Genomic DNA, 21,398 nt, shown 5'->3' with positions numbered 1-21,398 from the left:
AGCGCGATGCCCCGCCCGTCGGTACCGAAGCTAGAGCGGCCGCCCGTCCTGATCCATCAGCACCTCGCGTCGTCCCACATGATCCGGACGCGAGACGAGGCCGTCCTTTTCCATCCGCTCGATCAGGCGCGCGGCGCTGTTGTAGCCGACGCGCAGCTGTCGCTGCAGCCATGAGGTCGACGCCTTCTGGCTTTCGGCGACGAGCTGGGCGGCGCGGCGATAGAGCTGTTCCTCGGGGCTGTCCTCGCCGGTGGGGGCACCGTCGAGCGCGAACTCGCCACCCTCGGGCTCCTCGGTCACCGCTTCGATATAGTCGGGCGCGCCCTGCGAGCGCCAGTGATCGGCGATGGCCATCACCTCCTCGTCCGACACGAACGGGCCGTGGACGCGGGCGATCTGCTTGCCGCCGGGCATGTAGAGCATGTCGCCCTTGCCCAGCAGCTGTTCGGCGCCCTGTTCGCCCAGGATCGTGCGCGAATCGATCTTGCTGGTGACGTGGAAGCTGATTCGCGTCGGCAAATTGGCCTTGATCACGCCGGTGATCACGTCGACCGAGGGGCGCTGGGTCGCCATGATCAGATGGATGCCCGCCGCGCGCGCCTTTTGCGCCAGTCGCTGGATCAGGAATTCGACTTCCTTGCCCGCAGTCATCATCAGGTCGGCGAGCTCGTCGACGACGATCACGATCTGGGGCAGCGGGGTGAGGTCGAGCGTTTCCTCCTCGTAGAGCGGCTTGCGCGTTTCGGGGTCGTAGCCGACCTGAACTTTGCGGCCGAGCTTCTGACCCTTGGCCAGCGCCTGGCGCACCTTGTCGTTGAACGACCCGAGCGAGCGGACGTTGACCGACGCCATCATGCGATAGCGTTCCTCCATCTGCTCGACCGCCCATTTGAGCGCGCGCACCGCCTTGGGCGGATCGGTTACCACGTCGGCGAGGAGATGGGGGATGTCCTTGTACATGCTGAGTTCCAGCATCTTGGGATCGATCATGATCATGCGGCACTGGTCCGGGGTCAGCCGGTAGAGCAGCGACAGGATCATGCAGTTGAGCCCGACCGACTTGCCCGAACCGGTGGTGCCGGCGACGAGCAGATGCGGCATCGGGGCTAGATCGGCGATGACCGGATCGCCTGCGATATTCTTGCCCAGCACCAGGGGAAGCTGCGCGCCCATGTCGACGAAGGATTCGCTGCCGATCAGCTCGTGCAGGCTCACCGTCTCGCGCTTGGCGTTGGGCAGTTCGATGCCGATCACGCTGCGTCCCGGGATGGTCGCGACGCGCGCGGAGATGGCGGACATGTTGCGCGCGATATCGTCGGCGAGCTGGATCACGCGGCTGGCCTTGATGCCGCTCGCGGGCTCGAGCTCGTACATCGTCACGACCGGGCCGGGGCGCACCTCGACGATCTGGCCCTTCACATGGAAATCGTCGAGCACGCTTTCGAGCAGGCGCGCGTTGCGCTCGAGCGCGGCCTTGTCGATCGCGGCATTGCCGCTCTTGGGCGCTTCCTTGAGCAGGTCGAGCGGCGGGAGCTGGTACGTGCCCTTGAAGTCGAGGCTCGCCTGGACCGGCTTTGCCTTGGGCGGGGCGGGCGCGGGGGTGCGCTCGGCGATCACCGGTCCGGGGCGTGCGTCGGGCATCGCCACCTTGCGCGGGCGCGGTGCGGCGGGGGTGAAGACGTCGGCCGCATCGTCGACCTCGTCGGTGTCGAAGGGCGCGGCGGCGGCATCCTCGCGCTGGGGCAGGCGGGGCATGCGCAGATGCTGGCGGAAATCGATCTGCACGCTGCGCGCCCAACCGATCACCCCCGCGACGCCGCACAGCAGGCCGACGACACGGCCACCCCATAGCGCCACTGTCGCGTCCCCGGCGAGGCCGAGCCCCGCCTGTACCGCGCCGGCGATGCCGAGGCCGACCACGCCGCCCCAACCGCCGGGAAGCTCCATCACCGCACGACTCGAGACGAAGGCGAGCGCCGCACCCATCAGCGCGATGCCGCCGAGCGCGCCGAGCAGCATCCGCCGCCACCTTCCCGCAGGCTCGCCACGCCACAGCCGCGTCGCGACGATCAGCCCGACGGGTGCGAGCAGCACGATCGGGAGCCCGCCGATCGCGAGCAGCAGGTCGGCGAGCCAAGCGCCTGGCGTGCCGAGCAGGTTGCGCGCGGGTCCGCCCGCCGCGGTGTTGAGCGAGGGATCCTCACCGCTATAGGTGCCGATCGCGAGCACCGCGGCGAGCGTGAACAGGAACAGCGCGATCGCGCCGATCAGCGCCCCGCTCCGCCTTGCCCCCGCCCGCATCGTGTCACGCCACAGCATCGGCTGCACCCGGCTCGCCATCGTCCCCACCCGGTTGTTCGATAATCGTTCCAATCATCCCCCCTGCGGAGTCTGGCGTCAAGGCGGGGGGTGGGATAACGGGATGGCATGAGTAATGCGGACCTATTGATCCTTGGCGGCGGACTGGTCGGGAGCGCGCTGGCCGTGGCGCTCGACGCGCATGGCATTTCGAGCATCGTGGTCGATACCGCCGACCCCGACGCGATCCTGGCGGCCAGCCATGACGGGCGCGCCTCCGCGATCGCCGCAGCGCCGTTGCGCATGCTCGAGGCGATCGGGCTGGCGGACGATCTGGCGGGCAGGGGGTGCCCGATCGAGAGCATCCGCGTGTCGGACGGGCTGAAGCCCGGCAAGCTCGATTTCGACCCGCAGGAGGGTGAGGGCGCGCTCGGCACGATGTTCGAGAATCGCGACCTGCGCCGCGCATTGATGGCGGCGGCGGAGCGCGCGCCGCTGGCCGATGTGCGGATGAAGACGCGCGCGATCTCGGTCGCGCGCGACGCGACTGGCGTCACCGCGACGCTAAGCAGCGGCGAAACGGTACGCGCGCAGTTGCTGATCGGCGCGGAGGGGCGGGCATCGCCGACACGCGATGCGGCGCTGCTGCGCGTAGCGCGCTGGACGTACGACCACGCGGCGATCGTGACCTCGCTCCACCACGAGCATTCACACGAGAATACCGCGTTCGAGATTTTCTACCCGCAAGGGCCGTTCGCGATCCTGCCGTTGAACGACGACGAAGCCGGGCATCGCTCGGCGATCGTGTGGTCGGTCAAGCGCAGGGAGGAAGCGGGGATGATGAAGCTCTCCGAACGCGGATTCCTGGCCGAGGCGGACAAGAAGATGGGCGGGTTCCTGGGCAGGCTCGGGCCGCTGGGGCCGCGCTTCAGCTATCCGCTCGGCTTCCACCATGCGGCAAAGATCACGGCGGAGCGGCTGGCGCTGGTCGGCGACGCCGCGCACGGCATCCACCCGATTGCCGGGCAGGGGGTCAATGTCGGGTTCCGCGACGTCGCGGCTTTGGTCGAGGTACTGGTCGAGGGCAAAAGGCTGGGGCTAGACATGGGCGATCCCGCGCTGCTGACTCGCTACGAACGCTGGCGCAGCCTCGACACAATGATGGTCAGCATCGCCACCGACGCGCTGACGCATCTGTTCGGGATTCCGGGCGCGACAGCGAACGCGGCGCGGCGGTTCGGGTTGTCGGCGGTGGACAAGGTGCCGGCGCTCAAGAACTGGTTCATGAGCGAGGCGCGCGGCGAATCGGGCAAGGTGCCGCGATTGCTGCATGGGGAGATGGCGTAGCTAAATCCTCTCCGGAACGGGGAGGTGGCAGCGCGACTCGCTGATGGAGGGGGGCCTCCTTTAGGTAAGTCGCTTGCCGTAAGCCCCCTCCACCATCCTTCGGATGGTCACCCTCCCCGTTCCGGGGAGGATTTGCCCTACTGCAACGTCCCCTCTTCCCCCTCGTGCCGGCCGAAGAACTGCATCAGCTGGATGATCAGCTCGGCGCGGTCGCCCAGCCGGTCGGTTTCCAGCAGCGCCTGTTTGGCGGCGGGGTCGAAGGGGGCGATCTGAGCGATGCCGTTGACCAGGCTGGTGTCGTCGAGCCGGGTCACCGCGTTCCAGTCGACTGCATAGCCCTGGAGTTCGGCGAAGCGGCGCGATTCGAGTTCGAGCGCGGCGCGTTCGCCCATCGACAGCGTTTCGTGCTCCGGGTCGGCGATCAGTTCGGCCTCGACCTGGCGGAACAGCGTGGTCACCTCCAGCTCGCGCAGGATGCGGAAGCGCGACAGCCCCTCCAGCACGACGTTGAAGCGGCCATCCTCCAGCGCCTCGACATCGGCGATGCGGCCGACACAGCCGATCTCGAACAGCGGCGGCTTTTCGCCCCCGGCTTTCGGCTGGATCATCGCGATCCGTCGGTCGCGCGCGAGCGAATCGGTCATCATCGCGCGATAGCGCGGCTCGAAAATGTGCAGCGGCAGGTGCATGCCGGGAAACAACAGCGCCCCGGGCAGCGGAAAGATCGAGAGCCGCGTCGCGCTCATCCGAACAAGATGGCGGAGAGCTTGCGGCGCTGCGCCGAGACCCATGGGTCTTCGAGCCCGACCGCTTCGAACAGCTTGAGCAGGCGCGCGCGGGCGGCGCCCTCGTTCCACTCCTTGTCCTCGGCGATCATCGCCAGCAATGTTTCGGCCGCACCCTCGCGGTCGCTGCCCATCAGCGCGCCGGCGAGTTCGTAGCGGGCCTGCATGTCGCCCCCCGCGGCCCTGGCGCGCAGATCGCCCAGTTCGCCGTCGTCCGCAGCCGCCGGAGCCTCCTGCGCGATGCTGAGCGCGGCGCGGGCGCGCTCGACCTCGGGCGCCTTGGCGGCATCGTCGGGCAGCGCGTCGAGCACGGCACCGGCTTCGTCGAGGCGCCCCAGCGCGGTCAGCGCGCGGGCGCGGCCAGCAGCCGCCTGGGCATTGTCCGGCGCGATTTCGGCGATCTGTTCGAAGATCGAGAGTGCGCGTTCGGTCTCGCCGCCCGCCAGCACCTCATCGCCCATCGCCAGCAGCGGTTCGAGTTCGGCGGCCTGATCGGCGGCGTCGCTCTGCACCGGAATCTGCTTGAGGATCTGGTCGAGCATCGCCTTGAGCTGCGATTCGGTGCGCGCATTGGTCAGGTCGGCGACCAGCTGGCCCTGGAACATCGCATAGACGGTCGGGATCGAGCGGACCTGAAACTGCGCGGCGATGAACTGGTTGGCGTCAACGTCGATCTTGGCGAGCATCACGCCCTTGTCGGCATAGTCCGCCGCGACCTTTTCCAGCACCGGGGCGAGCGCCTTGCACGGCCCGCACCATTCGGCCCAGAAATCGAGGATGACGAGCTTCGTCATCGACGGTTCGGCGACGTCCCGGCGAAATGCCTCGACGGCGTCCTTGTCTGCAGGCGAAAGTCCAAGCGTGGCCACGGCGAATCCCTTGTCGTTCGAAGAAACGGGTCGCGCCCTATTTGGGCGCTGCGGCCGCCCGGGCCAACCCCCCGCGCGTCAATCGCGCTGTCTCGCAACTTCACACTTGCAGACCCCGAAACCCGCTGCTAGAGGCCGCCACCTTGCCCCGCCCCCTCGGCCTTCCGAGCGGGCACATCGGCGCCAGCGAGCGGGCGTAGCTCAGGGGTAGAGCACAACCTTGCCAAGGTTGGGGTCGAGGGTTCGAATCCCTTCGCCCGCTCCAGTTTTCCGCGCCGATCGCGCAGGACTCTTCCGTTAGATGATCGAGTACAGGCCCTGGAGGGCAGCGTGCGGCGCCGTCCCGTCTTCGGTCGCTCACGCCCGAACACCGTCTATTCGTGAACGCGTCGTTTCGAACACTGCCCCTTTCCCGCCCTTTTCCCGCCCGGCCACGTACCTAATTATCTGTTCAAACGGAGTTTCCGGTCGCGCAGCTGTGGCCGGACAGGCACAGGAGGTTCAACCATGCAGGACAAGGCACAGGTGCGACGCACTGCGCGTCCGATTCGCTGGCTGGCCGCGCTGGCCGGCGCGGCAATGGCGGTCACGCCGCTCACTGCGACCGCTTCGGGCAATGGCAAAGGCATCGCCGGGCTTGCCCAGAGCGAGTGGCGCAATCCGTCGAACAGCGTCCATATCCGCCTGACCCCGTGCGGCGGCGACCGCATGTGCGGCACGGTCATCTGGGCGAGCGAGAAGGCCAAGGCCGACGCGCGCAAGGGCGGCACCGACAAGCTCATCGGCGCAGACCTGTTCCGCGAGTTTCGACGCGTAGGGCCGGGTCAGTTCAAGGGGCGCGTGTTCGTCCCCGACATGAACCGCACCTTCTCAGGCCATATGCGGATCGAGGGCGATGCGATGATCGGCAAGGGATGCGTGCTCGGCTTCATCTGCAAATCGCAGACCTGGACGCGTATTTCGTGATGTGCGGGGATGCGGCGGCGCGCTAGATACGCGCCATGACACGCACTGCACCCCCGGCACCCATTCGCACCGGCATCGGCGGCTGGACCTTCGAGCCGTGGCGCGGGACCTTTTATCCCGACGGACTGGTGCAGAAGAAGGAGCTGGAATTCGCCAGTCGGCAGCTCTCCGCGATCGAGATCAACGGCACCTATTATTCGGGGTTCAAGCCCGCGACCTTTGCCGGGTGGGCGGCGAGCGTTCCGGACGGGTTCGTGTTCGCGGTAAAGGCCTCGCGCTACTGCACCAATCGCAAGGTCCTTGCGGACGCGGGCGACTCGGTCGCGAAATTCGTGGGGCAGGGGATCGTCGAGCTGGGCGACCGGCTCGGCCCGATCCTGTGGCAGTTCATGGCGACCAAGAAATTCGACGCGGACGATTTCGGCGCGTTCCTGAAGCTGCTGCCCGCGTCGCAGGACGGCGTGGCGCTGCGCCATGCGGTGCAGGTGCGGCATGAGAGCTTCGCGGTACCCGAGTTCGTTGCGATGTGTCGCGATGCGGGGGTCGCGATCGTCTATGCCCATTCGCCCGACTATCCCGCGATCGCCGATGTGACCGGCGATTTCGTCTATGTGCGGCTCGAATCGGGCGCGGACGACAATCCGCTCTGCTATCCCGAGCCCGAACTGGACCACTGGGCCGAGGCGGCGCGATGCTGGGCGGCGGGCGGGCGGCCTGCCGGGCTGCCCTATGTCGAGGATCGCGCGCCGCCCGAAACGCCGCGCGACACCTTCGTCTTCTTCATCCATGGGGGGAAGGTCCGCGCGCCCGCGGGGGCGCAGGCGCTGGCGACACGGGTGCGCGGCTGACCGTGCCCGAGGCGGAGACGCCGGAGTCGACCCGACCGGCCTGGGTCTACATGGACGCGACGCGCGCGGCGCTCGCGCTGACGGTCGCATTCGGGCACCTGTGGGGCCTGCTGATCGAGGATTACCGGCCGACCGGATCGCTGCTGATCCGCGCGGGCTATTTTCTGGCCGGCTTCGCGCATTCGGCGGTGATCCTGTTTTTCGTGCTCAGCGGCTATTGGATCGCACGCAGCGTGACCGGGCGCGTGGCGCGGGGCTGGCGCTGGGACGATTATCTGATCGATCGGATCGCGCGTCTGGGTGTCGTGTTGCTGCCCGCGCTGGCGATCGGCGGAGTGCTCGACTGGGTCGCATTCCACTGGCTCGCGCTTCCGACCCATCGCGGGCTGACCGGGGCCTGGGTGTTTACGCAGGACCTGAACGTCTCGCTGACGCCGGGCGCGCTGCTGGGCAATGTGCTGTTCCTGCAGCATCTGATCGTCCCGCCGTTCGGTAGCAACGGGCCGCTGTGGAGCCTTGCCTACGAATTCTGGTATTATCTGTGGTTTCCCGCGCTGTACCTCTCGTTCCGGACCAAGCGCCCGTCGCTGGCGCTGCCGGTGCTTGCGATGGGACTGGTCAGCCCGGGCCTGACCTTTGGCTTCCTTAGCTGGATGTGCGGTGCCGCGCTGCATTTTGCCGAGGAGCGCGCGCGGGCGCGGGCGTGGCGGCTGTCGGGCTGGTCGCCGATCGTCGCGGGACTGGTGTGCGCGGGCGTGCTGCTGTGGGGCAGGACGGGCGACTTCAGCATCGAGGATCCACTGGAGGCGGCGGCGTTCGCGATGTTCCTCTTCACCCTGTTGCGCACCGCGCCGCCGGTTCTCTCGATCCTTCGCCCGGCGGCGTCCTATGGCGCGCGGGCGAGCTTCTCGCTCTATGCGATTCACTTTCCGGTGATGGCGATCATCGCCGGATCGATCGTGGGCGCCCAGCGTCTCGCGCCTACCGCGACGACCGGACTGGCGGTCGCGGCGATCCTGATCGTGGTGGCCGGCATCGCCTGGCTGTTTGCGATGTCGACCGAGGCGCGCACGACCGCGGCGCGCGCCGCGCTGCGCGCACGCCTTGCTGACCGACGACCGGTTTGAGTAGCGCGGGGGTTTGTAAACGCGCCGATCTGTCACAAGGGTTTCCGCCAGTTTTGGACGGATCATTCATGGTGCTGGCACGATCGATTGAAGAGACCGGCGAGGACGGTTCGAAGCTCGATGCGATCGATCGCTCGCTTCTGGTCGCCGAATTCGATCCGCAGGGCGGCATCCTCTCCGCCAACGCCAATTTCCTGCGCACGATGGGCTATGCCGCCGCGGAGCTGGAGGGGCGGCATCATCGCCTGTTCTGCGAAGCTGCATTCGTCGCGAGCACCGATTATGCCGCGCTGTGGGCCCGGCTGCGCGCGGGCGAGTTCGAGGCGGTCGAGTGCCGCCGCGTCGCACGCGACGGGCGCACGGTGTGGATGCAGGCGACCTATACGCCGGTGCTCGGGGCGGGGGACGTGGTGACCAAGATCGTCAAGATCGCCACCGATATCAGTGCGGTCCGTGCGCGCGAGGGCGAGATCCGCGAACGGCTGGCGACGATCATGACGTCGATCGAGGAGATTGCGAGCCGGATCAACCTGCTCGCGCTCAATGCCCAGATCGAGGCGGCGCGGGCGGGCGATGCCGGTCAGGGCTTCGCCGTGGTCGCGACCGAGGTCAAGCGGCTGGCCGCGGATACCCGCGCGGCGACGCTGCGCGCGGCGGAACTGGTTCGCGACTAGGTCTGCGGCCGTGCCGGGCTGGCGCGGTCGGAGACCATGCGCTGACCGTCGATCACGATCGGGCTGGCGACGCCGGGCAATCCTCCCGCCGCGATCGCCATCCCGCGCGCGACCACCTGAGGATCGGCGAACACCTCGTCCACCGTATTGATCGGCCCGGCGGGAACGCCCTGCGCCTCGAGCGCGTTGGACAGCGCCTGTTTGGACCATTCCGCCACCGCCGCCTGGATCGGCGCGATCAGCCGCGCGCGGTTGCGCACCCGCGCGGGGTTGGTCGCGAAATCGGGGTCGTCGGCGAGCGACAGGCCGAGCACGGCACATAATTTGCGGAACTGCGAATCATTGCCGACCGCGATGATCAGGTCGCCGTCGCTGGCGGTGAACGCCTGATAGGGGGCGAGGTTGGCGTGGCCGTTGCCCATGCGGTGCGGCACCTTGGCCGGGTTGGCCATCCAGTTGAGCGCCTGATTGGCGAGCACCGCGACCTGGGTGTCGAGCAGCGCCATGTCGATATGCGCGCCGGTTCCGGTCGCGTCGCGCTGGCGCAGTGCGGCGAGGATCGCGACGGCGGAATAGACGCCGGTAAAGATGTCGGCATAGGCGATCCCCGCCTTTTGCGGGGCGCCGTCGGGCTCGCCGGTCAGCGACATGATCCCGCCCATGCCCTGAATGATGAAATCATAGCCGGCGCGGTGAGCGTAAGGCCCGGTCTGGCCGAAGCCGGTGATCGAGCAGGTGATCAGGCGCGGGTTGAGTGCGCTGAGGCTGGCATGATCGAGCCCGTATTTGACGAGACCGCCGACCTTGTAATTCTCGATCACGACATCGGCATCGGCGACCAGCGCGTGGACCTCGGCCTGTCCTTCGGGAGTGGCGATGTCGATGAAGCGCGCGGTCTTGCCGCGATTGGCCGAGTGATAATAGGCCGCGTCGCAGTTCGTGCCATCGGCGTCGTGGAGGAAGGGCGGGCCCCAGTGGCGGGTATCGTCGCCGGCGCCCGGGCGCTCGATCTTGATTACCTCGGCGCCGAGATCCGCGAGCAACTGGCCGCACCATGGCCCGGCGAGGATGCGCGCGAGCTCGATCACCTTGATCCCGGCGAGCGGTTTCATGGTCGGCAGATCTCGTAGACGACATGGTCGGGGAAGACCTGTCCGCCGCCGCGGTGATTGCGCCCTGGAATCAGCGTCCCGCCGATCTTTGCCATGGCGCCGCGCGAGCGATGGTTATCCTGCCCGACGAGGAAGACGACGCGGTTCACGAAGCGATGGATATGGTCGAGCATCAGCCGCTTGACCTCGCGATTATAGGTCCCACCCCAATAGGCGCGGGCGAGGAAGGTCCAGCCGATCTCGATCTCGTCCTCTTCCGGAACCCAGAAATCGTAGCGACTCGACCCGATCACCGCGCCGGTCGCCTTGTCGAGGATCGCCAGCCCACCACCGCATGCCAGCGCTTCGTCGAAGAACTTGCGAAACACCGGCTCCTGCCAGCGCTCCTTGACCGGGTGCAGTTCCCAGACGAGCGGGTCCGAGGCGACGGCGTACACCGCGTCCCAGTCGTCGGGCCGCAGCGGGCGAATCGTGACCAATTCGCCGTGCAGCGTCGGCTGCCGATCCGGTGTCATGGATTCGGTGTCCGGCTATGCCGGACCGGCACCAGCCCGCTCCCCCACCCGGCCACCCACAGCGTAACCTGATTGGGTGGCCGGGTGGGGGAGCGGGCCGGTGCCGCCCGACTCAGCTCTGCTGAACCGCAGATCAAAACGCGGCAATCCCGGTGATCGCGCGACCCAGGATCAGGCCGTGGACGTCGTGCGTGCCCTCATAGGTATTGACCGTTTCGAGGTTGATCGCGTGGCGCATGACGTGGAATTCGGCGGAAATGCCGTTGCCGCCGTGCATGTCGCGCGCGACGCGGGCGATATCGAGCGCCTTGCCGCAATTATTGCGCTTGATGATGCTGATCGCCTCGGGCGCCAGCGTGCCCTCGTCGAACATCCGGCCACAGCGCAGCGCCGCCTGCAGGCCGAGCGCGATCTCGGTCTCCATGTTCGCCAGCTTGAGCTGGACGAGCTGCGTCGCGGCGAGCGGACGGCCGAACTGCGCGCGGTCGAGCGTGTATTGCCGCGCGGCCTGCATACACGCTTCCGCCGCGCCCATCGTGCCCCAGGCAATGCCGTAGCGCGCGCGGTTGAGGCAGCCGAACGGACCCTTGAGCCCCTGCACCTCGGGAAGCAGCGCATCCTCGCTCACCTCGACCCCGTCCATCACAATTTCGCCGGTGATGCTGGCGCGCAAGCTCAGCTTGCCCTCGATCTTGGGGGCCGAGAGGCCCTTCATCCCCTTTTCGAGGACGAAGCCCTTGATCCCGCCGCCATGTTCGTCGCTCTTCGCCCAGACGACGAAGACGTCGGCGATCGGCGAGTTGGTGATCCACATCTTGGACCCGGTCAGCTTGTAGCCGCCGTCGATCTTGACCGCGCGGGTGCGCATGCCGCCGGGGTCGCTGCCCGCATCGGGTTCGGTCAGGCCGAAGCAGCCGACCCATTCGCCGCTGGCGAGCTTGGGCAGATACTTCCGCTTCTGCGCCTCGGTCCCATAGGCATGGATCGGGTGCATCACGAGGCTCGACTGCACGCTCATCGCGCTGCGATAGCCCGAGTCGACCGCCTCGACCTCGCGCGCGACCAGGCCATAGGCGACATAGCCGAGCCCGGCGCCGCCATAGGTTTCGGGAATCGTCGGCCCGAGCAGGCCCAGCTGGCCCATTTCCGACATGATCTCACGTTCGAAATTCTCGTCGAGAAATGCGCGGGTGACGCGTGGCAGCAGGCGTTCCTGCGCATAGCCGCGCGCGGCGTCGCGAACCATCCGCTCCTCGTCGGTCAGCTGCGCGTCGAGCGCGAACGGGTCCTGCCAGTCGAACCGGCCCATCGTGGCCATGTGTCTCTCCTAAAAAATCGGTTACCGGGGTGCCGGGGCCTGGGCGGGCACGGGCCGGGTGGCCAGGTTCATCGCCGCCTCCTCCAAGCGATCGAGCGCGCGGCGGGTTTCGATATAGCGCCCGGCGGCCGCCATCCAGCTTTCCGCCCCCTGTGCGCCGGGGAGGCGCGACACTTCGGCGAGTGCCGCCGCGACATGCGCCTGGGCGAGCAGGCGGCGCGCGCGGGCGAGCCGCTCGCGCGGATGCGGGCTGGGCGAATCCTGTTTGCGTACGATCACCAGATTGGCGAGCTCGCGCTGGACCGCGTGTAGCCAGCCGTCATCGGGCTCCGACGTCGACAGGCGCGGCGCGATCTGATCGAAAGCGAGGCGCAGATCCTCCAGCGTCACCGGCTCGGCGGCCGCGCGGACCACGGTGGCGACTGCCTGCGGCTCGACCGGACCGAGCCGGCGGCGCAGTTCGCGGTCGATGAAGCCCAGTTCCTGCCCGCGCTCGAGCGCCCGGCGCGCGCCGAACACCAGCATCATCGCCTCGGCACGCGCAGCCTGGTTCGCCGCCTGGCGCGAATCCGAGTCGGTCGCGCGCAAGCGGTTGTCGAGTGCGTCGAGCCGGGCCGCGAGTGCCTGTTCGCGGGCCGACAGCGTGGCAAGGTCGGTTCCGGCCGGGGCCACCGGCGGAGTGGAGATTGCGGGCTGTACCGCGACGGGTACGACGTCGGCGGGATTGCCCGACGGCTCGCCCCAGCCGCCGAACCGGAACAGCGCGGCCATCAGCGCCAGACCGGCAAGGAAGGCGATCAGGATGGCGGCCAGCAGGAAGAGGAAGCTGTTGCCGCGAGCGGGCGGCGCGGAAACCGGGGCGTCGGGGGTCATGGCCTGCTTATTCTCCCGATGCGGTCAGGGGTCAATCGCAAGGCTGCGCGCGACGGCGATCAATGCGGCGTCATTAGGCGCGGCGGCGACGGCGATGCGCTCCCAGCCGGTGCCGGCCGCGTTGGCCGCCCGCGCGCTGATCGCTGCAACCCGGATCGATGTGCGGGGCAGGCCCAGCCGGTCGAGTTCGGCGCGCAGTTGACGGGCCGCGCGCGACGAGTGGATGAGCACGACGCCACCCGCCATGCGATCCGCATCGGCGAGGGTGAGTCGAACTGGCTCGCTGGCGTAAACCGGGATGATCTTGCGGATTGCGGGGTGGGTGAGCGCGATACGGTCGCGGCCGGCGAGCCAGAGCAGCCTTTGATGCGCGGGCTGGCGCGCGACCAGCGCTGCGAGATCCTGGTTTCCGGTCTCGATCACCGTCAACCCGGCGGACTGTGCGGTGTGCGCGGTCCCGGGGCCGACCGCGACGACGGGGAGGTGCGCCAGCGCGGCAAGACCCGGTCCGGCGTGACGCGGCGCGTTGGCGCTGCTGAACAGCAGGGCATCGAACGCACTCGGATCGGGCGGGGTCCAGTCGAGCGGCACGACGACGAACAGCGGGATGGCGATCGGATCGAGCTGCGCCGCGCGTACGCGTTGTGCCGTTGTCGTGGTGCCCGGCTGCGGGCGCAGGATGACGATCGGGCGGGTCAATGGCCGAACAGGCTGCGCAGGCCGGGCGACGCACCGGCCAGCAGGTCCTGCGCGACCTGCGCCGCTTCGTGCGCGGTGCCGGCGAGGCCGGAGCGGTCGACGCGGACATGCTCGCTGCCATCCTCGGTCAGGATCTCCGCGCGCAGCCGCATCCCGTCGGGTTCGAGCGTCGCGAGCGCCCCGACCGGCGAATGACAGTCCGCGGCAAGCGCGGCGAGCACGCCGCGTTCGGCCCAGACGCACGCCTCGGTCGCGGGGTGGGCGATTGCGGCGAGATGCATCCGCGTGTCGAGGTCGTCGGCGCGCACCTCGACCCCGACCGCGCCCTGCGACGGCGCGGGCAGCATCATATCGACCGGAATCGCGACCCCGAAATTGGGTTCGCCCAGCCGGTCGAGCCCGGCGGCGGCGAGCAGGGTGGCGTCGGCCTCTCCGGCGGCGACCTTGGCCTTGCGCGTCGCGACATTGCCGCGCAGCAGGACGATCGACAGGTCGGGGCGGATGCGGCGCATCTGCGCGGCGCGGCGCGGCGAGCTGGTGCCGATGCGGGCGCCGTGCGGCAGCGCGTCGATCGAGTCCGCACCGATCAGCCGGTCGCGCACGTCGGCGCGGGGCAGCATTGCGGCGACCGCGATGGTATCGGGCCGGATCGTCTCGACATCCTTCATCGAATGGACCGCCATGTCGATCTCGCCACCGAGCAGCGCGCGGTCGAGTTCCTTGGTCCACAAGGCCTTGCCGCCGATCTCGGCGAGCGCGCGATCCTGCACCCGGTCGCCGGTCGTGCGGATCTCGACGATCTCGACCGCATCGGGGCCCCAGCCATGCGCGGCAAGCAGCGCATGGCGGACGGACTGGGCCTGAACGAGCGCGAGCGGCGAACCGCGGGTACCGAGACGAAGCTTCATGCGCCGCGTCTAGAAGTATTTTCAGCAAAGCTGAAGCGGCACCGGCCCACTCCCCACCCGGCCACCCATAGAATACACTGTCGTTGGGTGGCCGGGTGGGGAGTGGGCCGGTGCCGTAAGCAGAAACTCAGACGATCTCGAACAGCCCGGCGGCGCCCATGCCGCCGGCGGTGCACATCGACACGACGACCCAGCGCACGCCGCGCTTGCGCCCTTCGATGAGGGCATGGCCGATCAGCCGCGCGCCGGTCATGCCGAACGGGTGGCCGACCGCGATCGCGCCGCCATTGACGTTGTACCGCTCGGGATCGATGCCGAGATGGTCGCGGCAATAGAGACATTGGCTGGCGAACGCCTCGTTGAGCTCCCACAGCCCGATATCGGCGACGCTGAGCCCGGCGCGGTCGAGCAGCCTGGGGATCGCGAACACCGGGCCGATGCCCATTTCCTCGGGCGCGCAGCCCGCCGCCTGGAAGCCGCGATAGATGCCGAGAATGTCCTTGCCTTCGGCCTGCGCGGTGGCGCGGTCCATCACGATCTGCGCGGCGGCGCCGTCGGACAGCTGGCTGGCGTTGCCGGCGGTGATGTTACGGCCTTCCTCGATGACCTGTCCGCCCTTCCACACCGTCTTGAGGCCTGCCAGCGCCTCGACGGTGGTGCCGGGGCGGATGCCCTCGTCCTGCGTCACCGTGACGGTCTCGCTGCCGGTGCGGTTGCCCTCCTTGTCGAAGATTGCCTTCTCGACCGTGATCGGCACGATCTCCTCGGCGAAGGCGCCGTTGGCGAGGCCCGCCTCGGCCCGCTGCTGGCTCTGCGCGCCATAGGCGTCTTGGCGCTCGCGGCTGATGCCGTAGCGTTCGGCGACGATCTCAGCGGTCTCGATCATCGCCATGTTGGCGTGCGGCTCGCGCGCCAGCACCGACTCGTTGCGAAAGCGCGGCGCGTCCTTGTTCACCGTCAGGCTGATCGATTCCATCCCGCCCGAGAGCGCGACGTCGATATCGCCCGCGATGATCGAGCGCGCGGCGAGCGCGAGCGCGGTGAGGCCGGAGCCGCACTTGCGGTCGAGCGTGAAGGCCGGAACGCTCTGCGGCAGCCCGGCGGCGAACACGGCCATGCGCCCGGCATTGCCCCCCTGCGTGCCCCATTGGTTGCCGACGCCCCAGAAGATGTCGTCGATCCGCGCCGGATCGATCCCTGCACGCTCGACCGCGGCGTTCATCACATGGCCGGCAAGCACCGGCGCCTCGGTCGCGTTGAACGCGCCGCGATAGGCCTTGCCGATGCCCGTCCGGGCGGTGGAAACGATCGCGGCTTCGCGCATGGACATCCTCTCTTTCGTATATCGGGTATGGTGATCCCATATCGCGTGAGAGCGAGGATTGGAAGCCTCAGTCGGTGAAGTTCGGCGGACGCTTCTGCATGTTCGCCATTACCGCCTCCATCTGATTGGGGGAGCGCAGCAGCTTGGCTTGCTCGGCGCTCTCGGCCGCCAGGATCGGACCCGCAGCGGCGTCGGCGGCGAGATTGGCGAGCCGCTTGGCGGCGCGTATCGCCTGTGGATTACGTCCGGCGATTTCGCGCGCAAGGGTCATGGCGGCGGCGCGCGGATCGTCGGCGAGGCGGGTGACGAAGCCGAGCTGCTGCGCCTCCTCCGCCGCAAACTCGCGCGCGGTATAGCTGAGCTCGCGCAGCACATCGTCGCGCACCGTCGTCCGCCACAGCGCATAGCCCGCCATGTCGGGGACGATCCCCCATTTCATCTCCATGATCGAACAGCGGGTATCGGGCGCCATGATGCGGATGTCGGCGCCCGACAGGATCTGCAAGCCCCCGCCAAAGGCGATGCCATGCACCGCCGCGATCACCGGCACGGGCAAAGTGCGCCAGCCCCAGGCGACATGCTGGAACAGGTTCGCATCGCCATGGCTGCGCGCGTGAATGTCGAGCCCGGTGCCGCCCCCGGCCATGCTGGCCATGTCGAGCCCGGCGCAAAACGCCCGGCCTTCGCCCGACAGCATGACGGCGCGCAGCCCGGCCATTCCGGCCAGCCGGTCGATCGCATCGGCGATGCCGGAGAACATCGGGGGGTCGAGCGCGTTCATCTTGTCGGGCCTGTTCAGACGAACATCGGCGATGCCGTCGGCGAAATCGATGGTCACGCGCTGTTCGGTCATGGTGGTCCTCTCCTGATGATCGGGCCACGCTAACCCGCATCGAGGCAGTAGCCGAGTCCCTTGTGACTGCGCAGCATCGTCGTGCCGAAGGGACGGTCGAGCTTGGCGCGCAGAGTCGAGACATGCACCGCGACGACATTGGTGCCGGGGTCGAAGCGCAACCGCCACACGCATTTCAGCAGTTCGTCGCGCGTGACGAAGCGCCCGCGTCGCTCGGCGAGGTAGCGGAGCAGCGCATATTCGCGCGGGACGAGCGGTATCCGGGTTTCGCCGCGCTTCGCGCTGCGGTCGATCGGATCGATCGTCAGGTCGCCGATGCGCAGCGGCTGGGGAGCGTGCGTGCGCACGCGCGCATCGAGCCGCGCGGCCAGTTCCTCGGGATCGACCGGATCCGCGACCGCATCGGCCGCCCCCGCATCCAGCGCCGCTGGCAGTTCGTGGCGCGAGCGGGCGATGGCGATCTGGGGCACGGGAGCGGTATCGATCGCCAGCCCGTCGTGCCAGCGGCGCAGCACCGCGGCGACCTGGGGCGGGAAGGTCGGCGGACCGATCTCCAGCCGATAGCCGCGCGCCCGAACTGCGCGGTCAAGCCGCGGAATATCGATTTCGGAGAGAATCACCGGCGCCACCGGCCGGTTGTCGGAGATGCGGGCTGCCCCTGTCTGCCGCAGATGTGTCCGAAGTGGCGGGATCGAGGCCGGTGCCGTCGCGCAACGCGCGCGCATCGGCGCGGCCCTGCCGGGCGGAGGCCAGCGCGGCGATTGCGGTGGCGCGCATGCGCGGGTGCGGGTGGGTGCGTATCAGATGATCGAGCAGGTCGAGCCCGTTGCCGCCGCCGAGATGCGCGGCAAGCGCGACGAGCCCCTCGGCCGGGGCGGTGGTCAGCCCTGCGGCGATCGTCCCGCGCGCGATATCGAAGCGATACTGGTCGATCCACGGGCTCGCCGGATGCTGGCCCAGAATATTGAGCGAGACCGAGAAGGCGTCTGGCGGCAATTGCGAATGGACGTCGCGGCACATGCGATAGAGCATCAGCTGGCCCGGCTCCAGTCGCGCGCGTCCGACGAACCGGGGCGGCTGCGCGGGATCGTCGGGCGCACGCTCGTAATAATCGCTCCAATAGCCCGGACCGAGATAGCCATAGGTGAGGAACGGGAAATTATGGTCGTGCGGAAAGCCGTAGAAGAACGGTGCCGCGCCGCTCGCGCGGACGACCGCATCGTGCCCGGCAGGCCAGAAATTGGCGCGCAGGACGAAGCGGCCGACCGGCGGGCGCAGCAGGAATACCTGCGGGCCATAGCCGTTTACCGCGCTCTGATTGGCGCAGCGCGCCTTGAGCTCGTCGATCGCGAGATCGGCGAGGAAGGTCGGGTTGCGGCCGAGCCGTGCGAGCAGCGGCCCAAGCGCGGCAAACGCGTCCTCGTCCTGCGGATCGACCGGGCTGGATGCGAGCGCGTCGACCAGTTCGTCGAGCGTGATCGCGGCACCGGCGCCGGGATCGATCAGGCGGGGCATGGCGGTGCCAGCATCGGGTCGAGCCTGGCAAGCGTCGCCGCGGCGGCGGCACGGACCTCCGCGTTGGGATCGCTGTCGGCCATCTCCGCCAGTCGTGGGCGTGCAGCGCGGGCGTCGAGCATCAGCCATTCGCGCATCGCCGACCAGCGCTGGTGAAAGGCCGGGTGCCGACTCTCCTGTTCGAACCGTGGCGCCGCGTCGCACCTGCCGCTGGCACGCAGGAAAGCGAGCAGCAGTTCAGCGCGCGCCGTGCGCTCGTCGCCGCATGCGGTTCGGACGAATGCGCCATCGCCAGTCGCATATTCGCACATCAACGGCGCCGCGCCCCGCTTCGCGGTGACGGTCAGCGCCACGATGTCGCTGCGCGCTGCGACGATCAGATGCCCTTCGCGGGGAGACTGGACCAGGATGTCGCCATCGTGCAGCGCTCGGGTCGCCAGCGGGCGGGCCGGCTGGGCGGTGCCGGCGCTGAAGCCGGGTTCGAGCGCGCGCGCGCGCCAGCGCTGCATAAGCGCCTGTCCGCCGCGGACATAGCGGGTGATCGACCAGCGCCCGGCGATCACGACCGTGCCGGGTCGCTGAAGCTGCGCCAGCGCGACGGCGTCGGTCACCGTCACGGACACCGTCGCCTGCGCGCAGTCGGAAAGGATGATGCCGGTGCGCAGTACGTCGCGGTTCACCCTGAAGCCGGGTGCGAACCACGGGTCGCCGCGCAGCGCGTCGATCATCGGGGCGAGCAGCGGTTCGATCCAGCCGGGATCGGCGAGCAGGGTGCGACCGGCAGCGATGATCGCGCCGGGCGTCTCGGCACCGGCGAAGCTGGCGTCGACCGCGGTGCGGGTGACACGCGCCCAGTCGGCATTGGTCCCCGCCGAGCGGATATGGGCATCCGCAATCGCCGGATAGGCCCGCGGATCGAACGGTGCCGGCGTCACCGCGTCGAATAGACCAGCACGACGACCGCCACCATCATCTCGAAAATCTCGTCCCCGGCTACCTCGCCGGAGCGGAGTGCGCCATGGGTGGCGACTTGCGTCCCCAGAGCGGCAATGTCGGCGTGCGCGAGCGTCAGCATGGCAGGTCCCCCCGTTGAGATCGCCCAACGCTAGGACAGGGGGCGGCACGCGCAGAGTTAATTCCGCCTTATGATCGCGGCGCGCCCGGGTTGCGGCGCGTGCGGCGTGCGGCTACCGCGATGGCGATGTCCGCCCCGCCCATGCCGTTCGATCCTGAGACGTTCTTCACCCGGCGCGTCGGCGGGCACGGCAGCGCGCTGGGCATCGGCTATCGCGCGCACGGGCCCGACTGGTGCGAACTGAGCCTCCCGTTCGATCCCAAGCTGATCGGCGATGTCGAGCGCGGCGTGCTGGCGTCCGGGCCGATCATCACGCTGCTCGACATGGCGACCAGCGTCGCGGTGTGGATGAAGCGGGGCGGGTTCCTGCCGCATGCGACGCTCGACCTGCGAGTCGACTATCTGCGCCCGGCGGCGGCAAGGCGCACGGTGATCGGACGCGGCGAATGCTATCGCGTGACCCGCTCGGTCGGCTTCGTGCGCGGGACCGCGCATGATGGCGACGCGGAGGATCCCGTCGCGCACGTGGCCGGCACCTTCATGTTCATGGACGGTGCGGCATGAGTGTGTCGCTGCCGCCCTATGCCGCAACGCTCGGCCTTGTCGTCGAAGCGCAGGACGGTGCGCCGGTCCTTGCCATGCCGTTCGGCGGGGATGTGCTCGGACGCCCGGGCTTCGTGCATGGCGGCGCGCTGGCGGGGCTGCTGGAGATGGCGGCGATCGTCGCGCTCAAGCACGCGCTGGAACAGGAATCGCGGGGCGACGCGCGGATCAAGCCGGTCAACGTCACGGTCGATTTCATGCGCGGCGGGCGCGAGAAGACGACGCGCGCGCAGGGCAAGGTGAGCCGGCTGGGCAACCGCGTGGCGAATGTCGAGGCGTTCGCGTGGCAGGACGACGCGGACCGCCCGGTGGCGGCCGCCCGGATGAACTTTCTGATCGGGTAGCGTCCCTTAGTGCGGCGCGCCGTTGCCGCTTACTCGCGCGTCAGCTTGAGCAGGCGCCCTTCGGATCCGCGTCCGCCATCCTCAAGCACCCAGATCGCGCCGTCGGGGCCTTCCTCGACCTCGCGGATGCGGGCGCCCATCGGCCATTGATCGCCCTTGGCCGCGGTGGTTCCGTCGACGTCGACGCGGACCAGCGCCTGGCTGGAGAGGCCGCCGATGAACAGGTCGCCTGCCCATTGCGGGAACATCTTGCCCGAATAGACGATCAGCCCGCCCGGTGAGATCACCGGGTTCCACGATACCTTGGGTGCCTCGAACTCGGGGCGGGTGCTGTGATCGGGGATGTCGCGGCCGTCATAATGGTCGCCGTCGGACACGATCGGATAGCCATAGTTGCGGCCGGGCAGGACGAGATTCACCTCGTCGCCGCCCTTGGGTCCCATTTCCTGCTCCCAGAGATTGCCGGCCTTGTCGAAGGCGATGCCGAGCAGGTTGCGGTGGCCATAGGACCAGACGGCCGGGTGGAAACCCTTGGCGGTCAAGCCCGGATCGCCGGCCGGCTTGCCGTCGAGGGTGAGGCGCAGCACCTTGCCCAGCGTCGCCTTGGGATCCTGCGCCGGGTCGAATTTCTGGCGCTCGCCATTGGTGAAGAACAGGTGCTTGCCATCCGGCGCAAAAGCGATGCGGCCCGAATAATGGCCATTCCCCTCGACATAGGGCGTCGCCTGGAACAGCCGCTCGACCCCGGTCAGCGCCGGGGCGTCGCCATCGGACAGCATCGCGCGGGCGAGGACCACGCCCTTGCCGCCCGCACCCGATTCGGAGAAGCTGAAATAGACCCGCTTGCTGGTGGCGAAATCGGGGGCGAGAACCACGTCCATGAATCCGCCCTGCCCGGCGCTGTCGACCGTGGGCACGCCCGACACCATCGTCTTGGTCTTGCCGTCGGCGCTCAGCAGCACCAGCTGCCCCGCCTTTTCGGTCACCAGCATGCGCCCGTCGGGCAGGAAGGTCATCGCCCAGGGCGCGTCGAAGTCGGCGACGGGGGTGACCTTGAACGGCAGGCCCGACGCCTCGGCGGCCGGCTCCGGAGCGTTGCCCGGGCTCGCGCCGGTACAGGCGAACAGCGTGAGCGACAGGGCGGCAATCGACAGCGGGCGCATGGGATTCTCCGGAAATGACGATGGCGCAACGCGCCGGCCGAGACGATGTTGCATCACCCGGTGCCGCATGAAAAGCGGGGGTGACTCGAAATCCTTGCCGTCCGCACGGCTTGGGCGTATAGGGACGTTGTTCTCGACATTGGAAACCTTGGCGAGGTCGGCCCCACCGGGTCCGGCGGCGA

The 21,398-nt window shown here is 68.7% G+C and carries 23 protein-coding genes and 1 tRNA gene; 8 read left to right on the top strand and 16 right to left on the bottom strand.

The window, feature by feature from the left end:
- Positions 1-30 precede the first annotated feature (30 nt).
- On the bottom strand, positions 31-2,340 hold the full coding sequence (locus ABS767_RS04410) for an FtsK/SpoIIIE family DNA translocase (RefSeq protein WP_408078649.1): 2,310 nt from the start codon (positions 2,338-2,340) through the stop codon (positions 31-33).
- Positions 2,341-2,427: 87 nt separating this feature from the next.
- On the opposite strand from ABS767_RS04410, the gene ABS767_RS04405 reads away from it, so the two are divergent.
- Entirely contained in the window at positions 2,428-3,645 is a 1,218-nt protein-coding gene (locus tag ABS767_RS04405) for an FAD-dependent monooxygenase (RefSeq protein WP_408077143.1), read from the top strand.
- Positions 3,646-3,782: 137 nt separating this feature from the next.
- On the opposite strand, the gene ABS767_RS04400 is transcribed toward ABS767_RS04405, so the two are convergent.
- Positions 3,783-4,391: an LON peptidase substrate-binding domain-containing protein gene (locus ABS767_RS04400; protein WP_408077142.1), complete on the bottom strand. Its 609-nt coding sequence runs from the start codon at positions 4,389-4,391 to the stop codon at positions 3,783-3,785.
- Positions 4,388-5,299 carry a tetratricopeptide repeat protein gene (locus ABS767_RS04395; RefSeq protein ID WP_408077141.1) on the bottom strand — a complete coding sequence of 304 codons (912 nt, stop codon included), beginning with the start codon at positions 5,297-5,299 and terminating at the stop codon, positions 4,388-4,390. Before ABS767_RS04395 ends, ABS767_RS04400 begins: the two co-directional genes overlap by 4 nt.
- A gap of 190 nt (positions 5,300-5,489) precedes the next feature.
- On the opposite strand from ABS767_RS04395, the gene ABS767_RS04390 reads away from it, so the two are divergent.
- From ABS767_RS04390 to ABS767_RS04370, 5 genes are all read left to right on the top strand, one after another.
- Positions 5,490-5,564 (top strand) — tRNA-Gly (locus ABS767_RS04390).
- A 242-nt stretch (positions 5,565-5,806) separates the two neighbouring features.
- Positions 5,807-6,265 carry a DUF2147 domain-containing protein gene (locus ABS767_RS04385; RefSeq protein ID WP_408077140.1) on the top strand — a complete coding sequence of 153 codons (459 nt, stop codon included), beginning with the start codon at positions 5,807-5,809 and terminating at the stop codon, positions 6,263-6,265.
- A 35-nt stretch (positions 6,266-6,300) separates the two neighbouring features.
- A complete protein-coding gene (locus ABS767_RS04380; RefSeq protein ID WP_408077139.1) occupies positions 6,301-7,113 on the top strand; it encodes a DUF72 domain-containing protein in 813 nt (270 codons plus the stop codon).
- Between the two features lie 2 nt (positions 7,114-7,115).
- Positions 7,116-8,240: an acyltransferase family protein gene (locus ABS767_RS04375; RefSeq protein ID WP_408077138.1), complete on the top strand. Its 1,125-nt coding sequence runs from the start codon at positions 7,116-7,118 to the stop codon at positions 8,238-8,240.
- 68 nt (positions 8,241-8,308) lie between these two features.
- Positions 8,309-8,914: a methyl-accepting chemotaxis protein gene (locus ABS767_RS04370; protein ID WP_408077137.1), complete on the top strand. Its 606-nt coding sequence runs from the start codon at positions 8,309-8,311 to the stop codon at positions 8,912-8,914.
- Here ABS767_RS04370 and ABS767_RS04365 read toward each other — a convergent pair.
- The 12 genes from ABS767_RS04365 to ABS767_RS04310 all read right to left on the bottom strand — a co-directional run bounded on the left by ABS767_RS04365 (position 8,911) and on the right by ABS767_RS04310 (position 19,106).
- Positions 8,911-10,026, bottom strand: coding sequence for a CaiB/BaiF CoA transferase family protein (locus ABS767_RS04365; RefSeq protein ID WP_408077136.1), 1,116 nt, complete (start codon positions 10,024-10,026; stop codon positions 8,911-8,913). The genes ABS767_RS04370 and ABS767_RS04365 overlap by 4 nt on opposite strands.
- Positions 10,023-10,541: a GNAT family N-acetyltransferase gene (locus tag ABS767_RS04360; RefSeq protein WP_408077135.1), complete on the bottom strand. Its 519-nt coding sequence runs from the start codon at positions 10,539-10,541 to the stop codon at positions 10,023-10,025. Before ABS767_RS04360 ends, ABS767_RS04365 begins: the two co-directional genes overlap by 4 nt.
- Positions 10,542-10,674: 133 nt before the next feature.
- A complete protein-coding gene (locus ABS767_RS04355; RefSeq protein ID WP_408077134.1) occupies positions 10,675-11,859 on the bottom strand; it encodes an acyl-CoA dehydrogenase in 1,185 nt (394 codons plus the stop codon).
- A 21-nt stretch (positions 11,860-11,880) separates the two neighbouring features.
- Positions 11,881-12,732 (bottom strand): hypothetical protein, encoded by an 852-nt coding sequence (locus ABS767_RS04350; protein WP_408077133.1) that lies wholly within the window; start codon positions 12,730-12,732, stop codon positions 11,881-11,883.
- A 24-nt stretch (positions 12,733-12,756) separates the two neighbouring features.
- Positions 12,757-13,431: a uroporphyrinogen-III synthase gene (locus ABS767_RS04345; protein WP_408077132.1), complete on the bottom strand. Its 675-nt coding sequence runs from the start codon at positions 13,429-13,431 to the stop codon at positions 12,757-12,759.
- On the bottom strand, positions 13,428-14,339 hold the full coding sequence (hemC, locus tag ABS767_RS04340; RefSeq protein WP_408077131.1) for a hydroxymethylbilane synthase: 912 nt from the start codon (positions 14,337-14,339) through the stop codon (positions 13,428-13,430). Before hemC ends, ABS767_RS04345 begins: the two co-directional genes overlap by 4 nt.
- A 127-nt stretch (positions 14,340-14,466) precedes the next feature.
- Positions 14,467-15,663 carry an acetyl-CoA C-acyltransferase gene (locus ABS767_RS04335; RefSeq protein WP_408077130.1) on the bottom strand — a complete coding sequence of 399 codons (1,197 nt, stop codon included), beginning with the start codon at positions 15,661-15,663 and terminating at the stop codon, positions 14,467-14,469.
- Between the two features lie 67 nt (positions 15,664-15,730).
- The gene (locus tag ABS767_RS04330) at positions 15,731-16,516 is read right to left on the bottom strand and encodes a crotonase/enoyl-CoA hydratase family protein (protein ID WP_408077129.1); all 786 of its coding nucleotides are present in this window, start codon (positions 16,514-16,516) and stop codon (positions 15,731-15,733) included.
- Between the two features lie 29 nt (positions 16,517-16,545).
- Positions 16,546-17,136, bottom strand: coding sequence for a winged helix-turn-helix domain-containing protein (locus tag ABS767_RS04325; RefSeq protein ID WP_408077128.1), 591 nt, complete (start codon positions 17,134-17,136; stop codon positions 16,546-16,548).
- The gene (locus ABS767_RS04320) at positions 17,102-18,031 is read right to left on the bottom strand and encodes a transposase (protein WP_408077127.1); all 930 of its coding nucleotides are present in this window, start codon (positions 18,029-18,031) and stop codon (positions 17,102-17,104) included. The genes ABS767_RS04325 and ABS767_RS04320 overlap by 35 nt, the downstream gene beginning before the upstream one ends.
- Positions 18,019-18,966 carry a hypothetical protein gene (locus ABS767_RS04315; protein WP_408077126.1) on the bottom strand — a complete coding sequence of 316 codons (948 nt, stop codon included), beginning with the start codon at positions 18,964-18,966 and terminating at the stop codon, positions 18,019-18,021. Before ABS767_RS04315 ends, ABS767_RS04320 begins: the two co-directional genes overlap by 13 nt.
- Positions 18,963-19,106: a hypothetical protein gene (locus ABS767_RS04310; RefSeq protein WP_408077125.1), complete on the bottom strand. Its 144-nt coding sequence runs from the start codon at positions 19,104-19,106 to the stop codon at positions 18,963-18,965. The genes ABS767_RS04315 and ABS767_RS04310 overlap by 4 nt, the downstream gene beginning before the upstream one ends.
- 126 nt (positions 19,107-19,232) lie before the next feature.
- On the opposite strand from ABS767_RS04310, the gene ABS767_RS04305 reads away from it, so the two are divergent.
- Both ABS767_RS04305 and ABS767_RS04300 read left to right on the top strand, forming a co-directional pair.
- A complete protein-coding gene (locus ABS767_RS04305) occupies positions 19,233-19,670 on the top strand; it encodes a PaaI family thioesterase (RefSeq protein ID WP_408077124.1) in 438 nt (145 codons plus the stop codon).
- Positions 19,667-20,053, top strand: a complete 387-nt coding sequence (locus tag ABS767_RS04300) for a PaaI family thioesterase (RefSeq protein WP_408077123.1) — start codon at positions 19,667-19,669, stop codon at positions 20,051-20,053. Before ABS767_RS04305 ends, ABS767_RS04300 begins: the two co-directional genes overlap by 4 nt.
- Positions 20,054-20,082: 29 nt before the next feature.
- Here the strand turns inward: ABS767_RS04300 and ABS767_RS04295 are convergent, their stop codons facing one another.
- Positions 20,083-21,216, bottom strand: coding sequence for a PQQ-dependent sugar dehydrogenase (locus ABS767_RS04295; RefSeq protein ID WP_408077122.1), 1,134 nt, complete (start codon positions 21,214-21,216; stop codon positions 20,083-20,085).
- Positions 21,217-21,398 lie beyond the last annotated feature (182 nt).

Origin of the sequence: Sphingomonas plantiphila (assembly GCF_046000505.1) — a bacterium.
In the GTDB taxonomy this organism is placed as follows: domain Bacteria; phylum Pseudomonadota; class Alphaproteobacteria; order Sphingomonadales; family Sphingomonadaceae; genus Sphingomonas; species Sphingomonas plantiphila.
The sequence above is the reverse complement of the archived record's forward strand: the minus strand, read 5'-3'. Positions and strand labels throughout refer to the sequence as shown.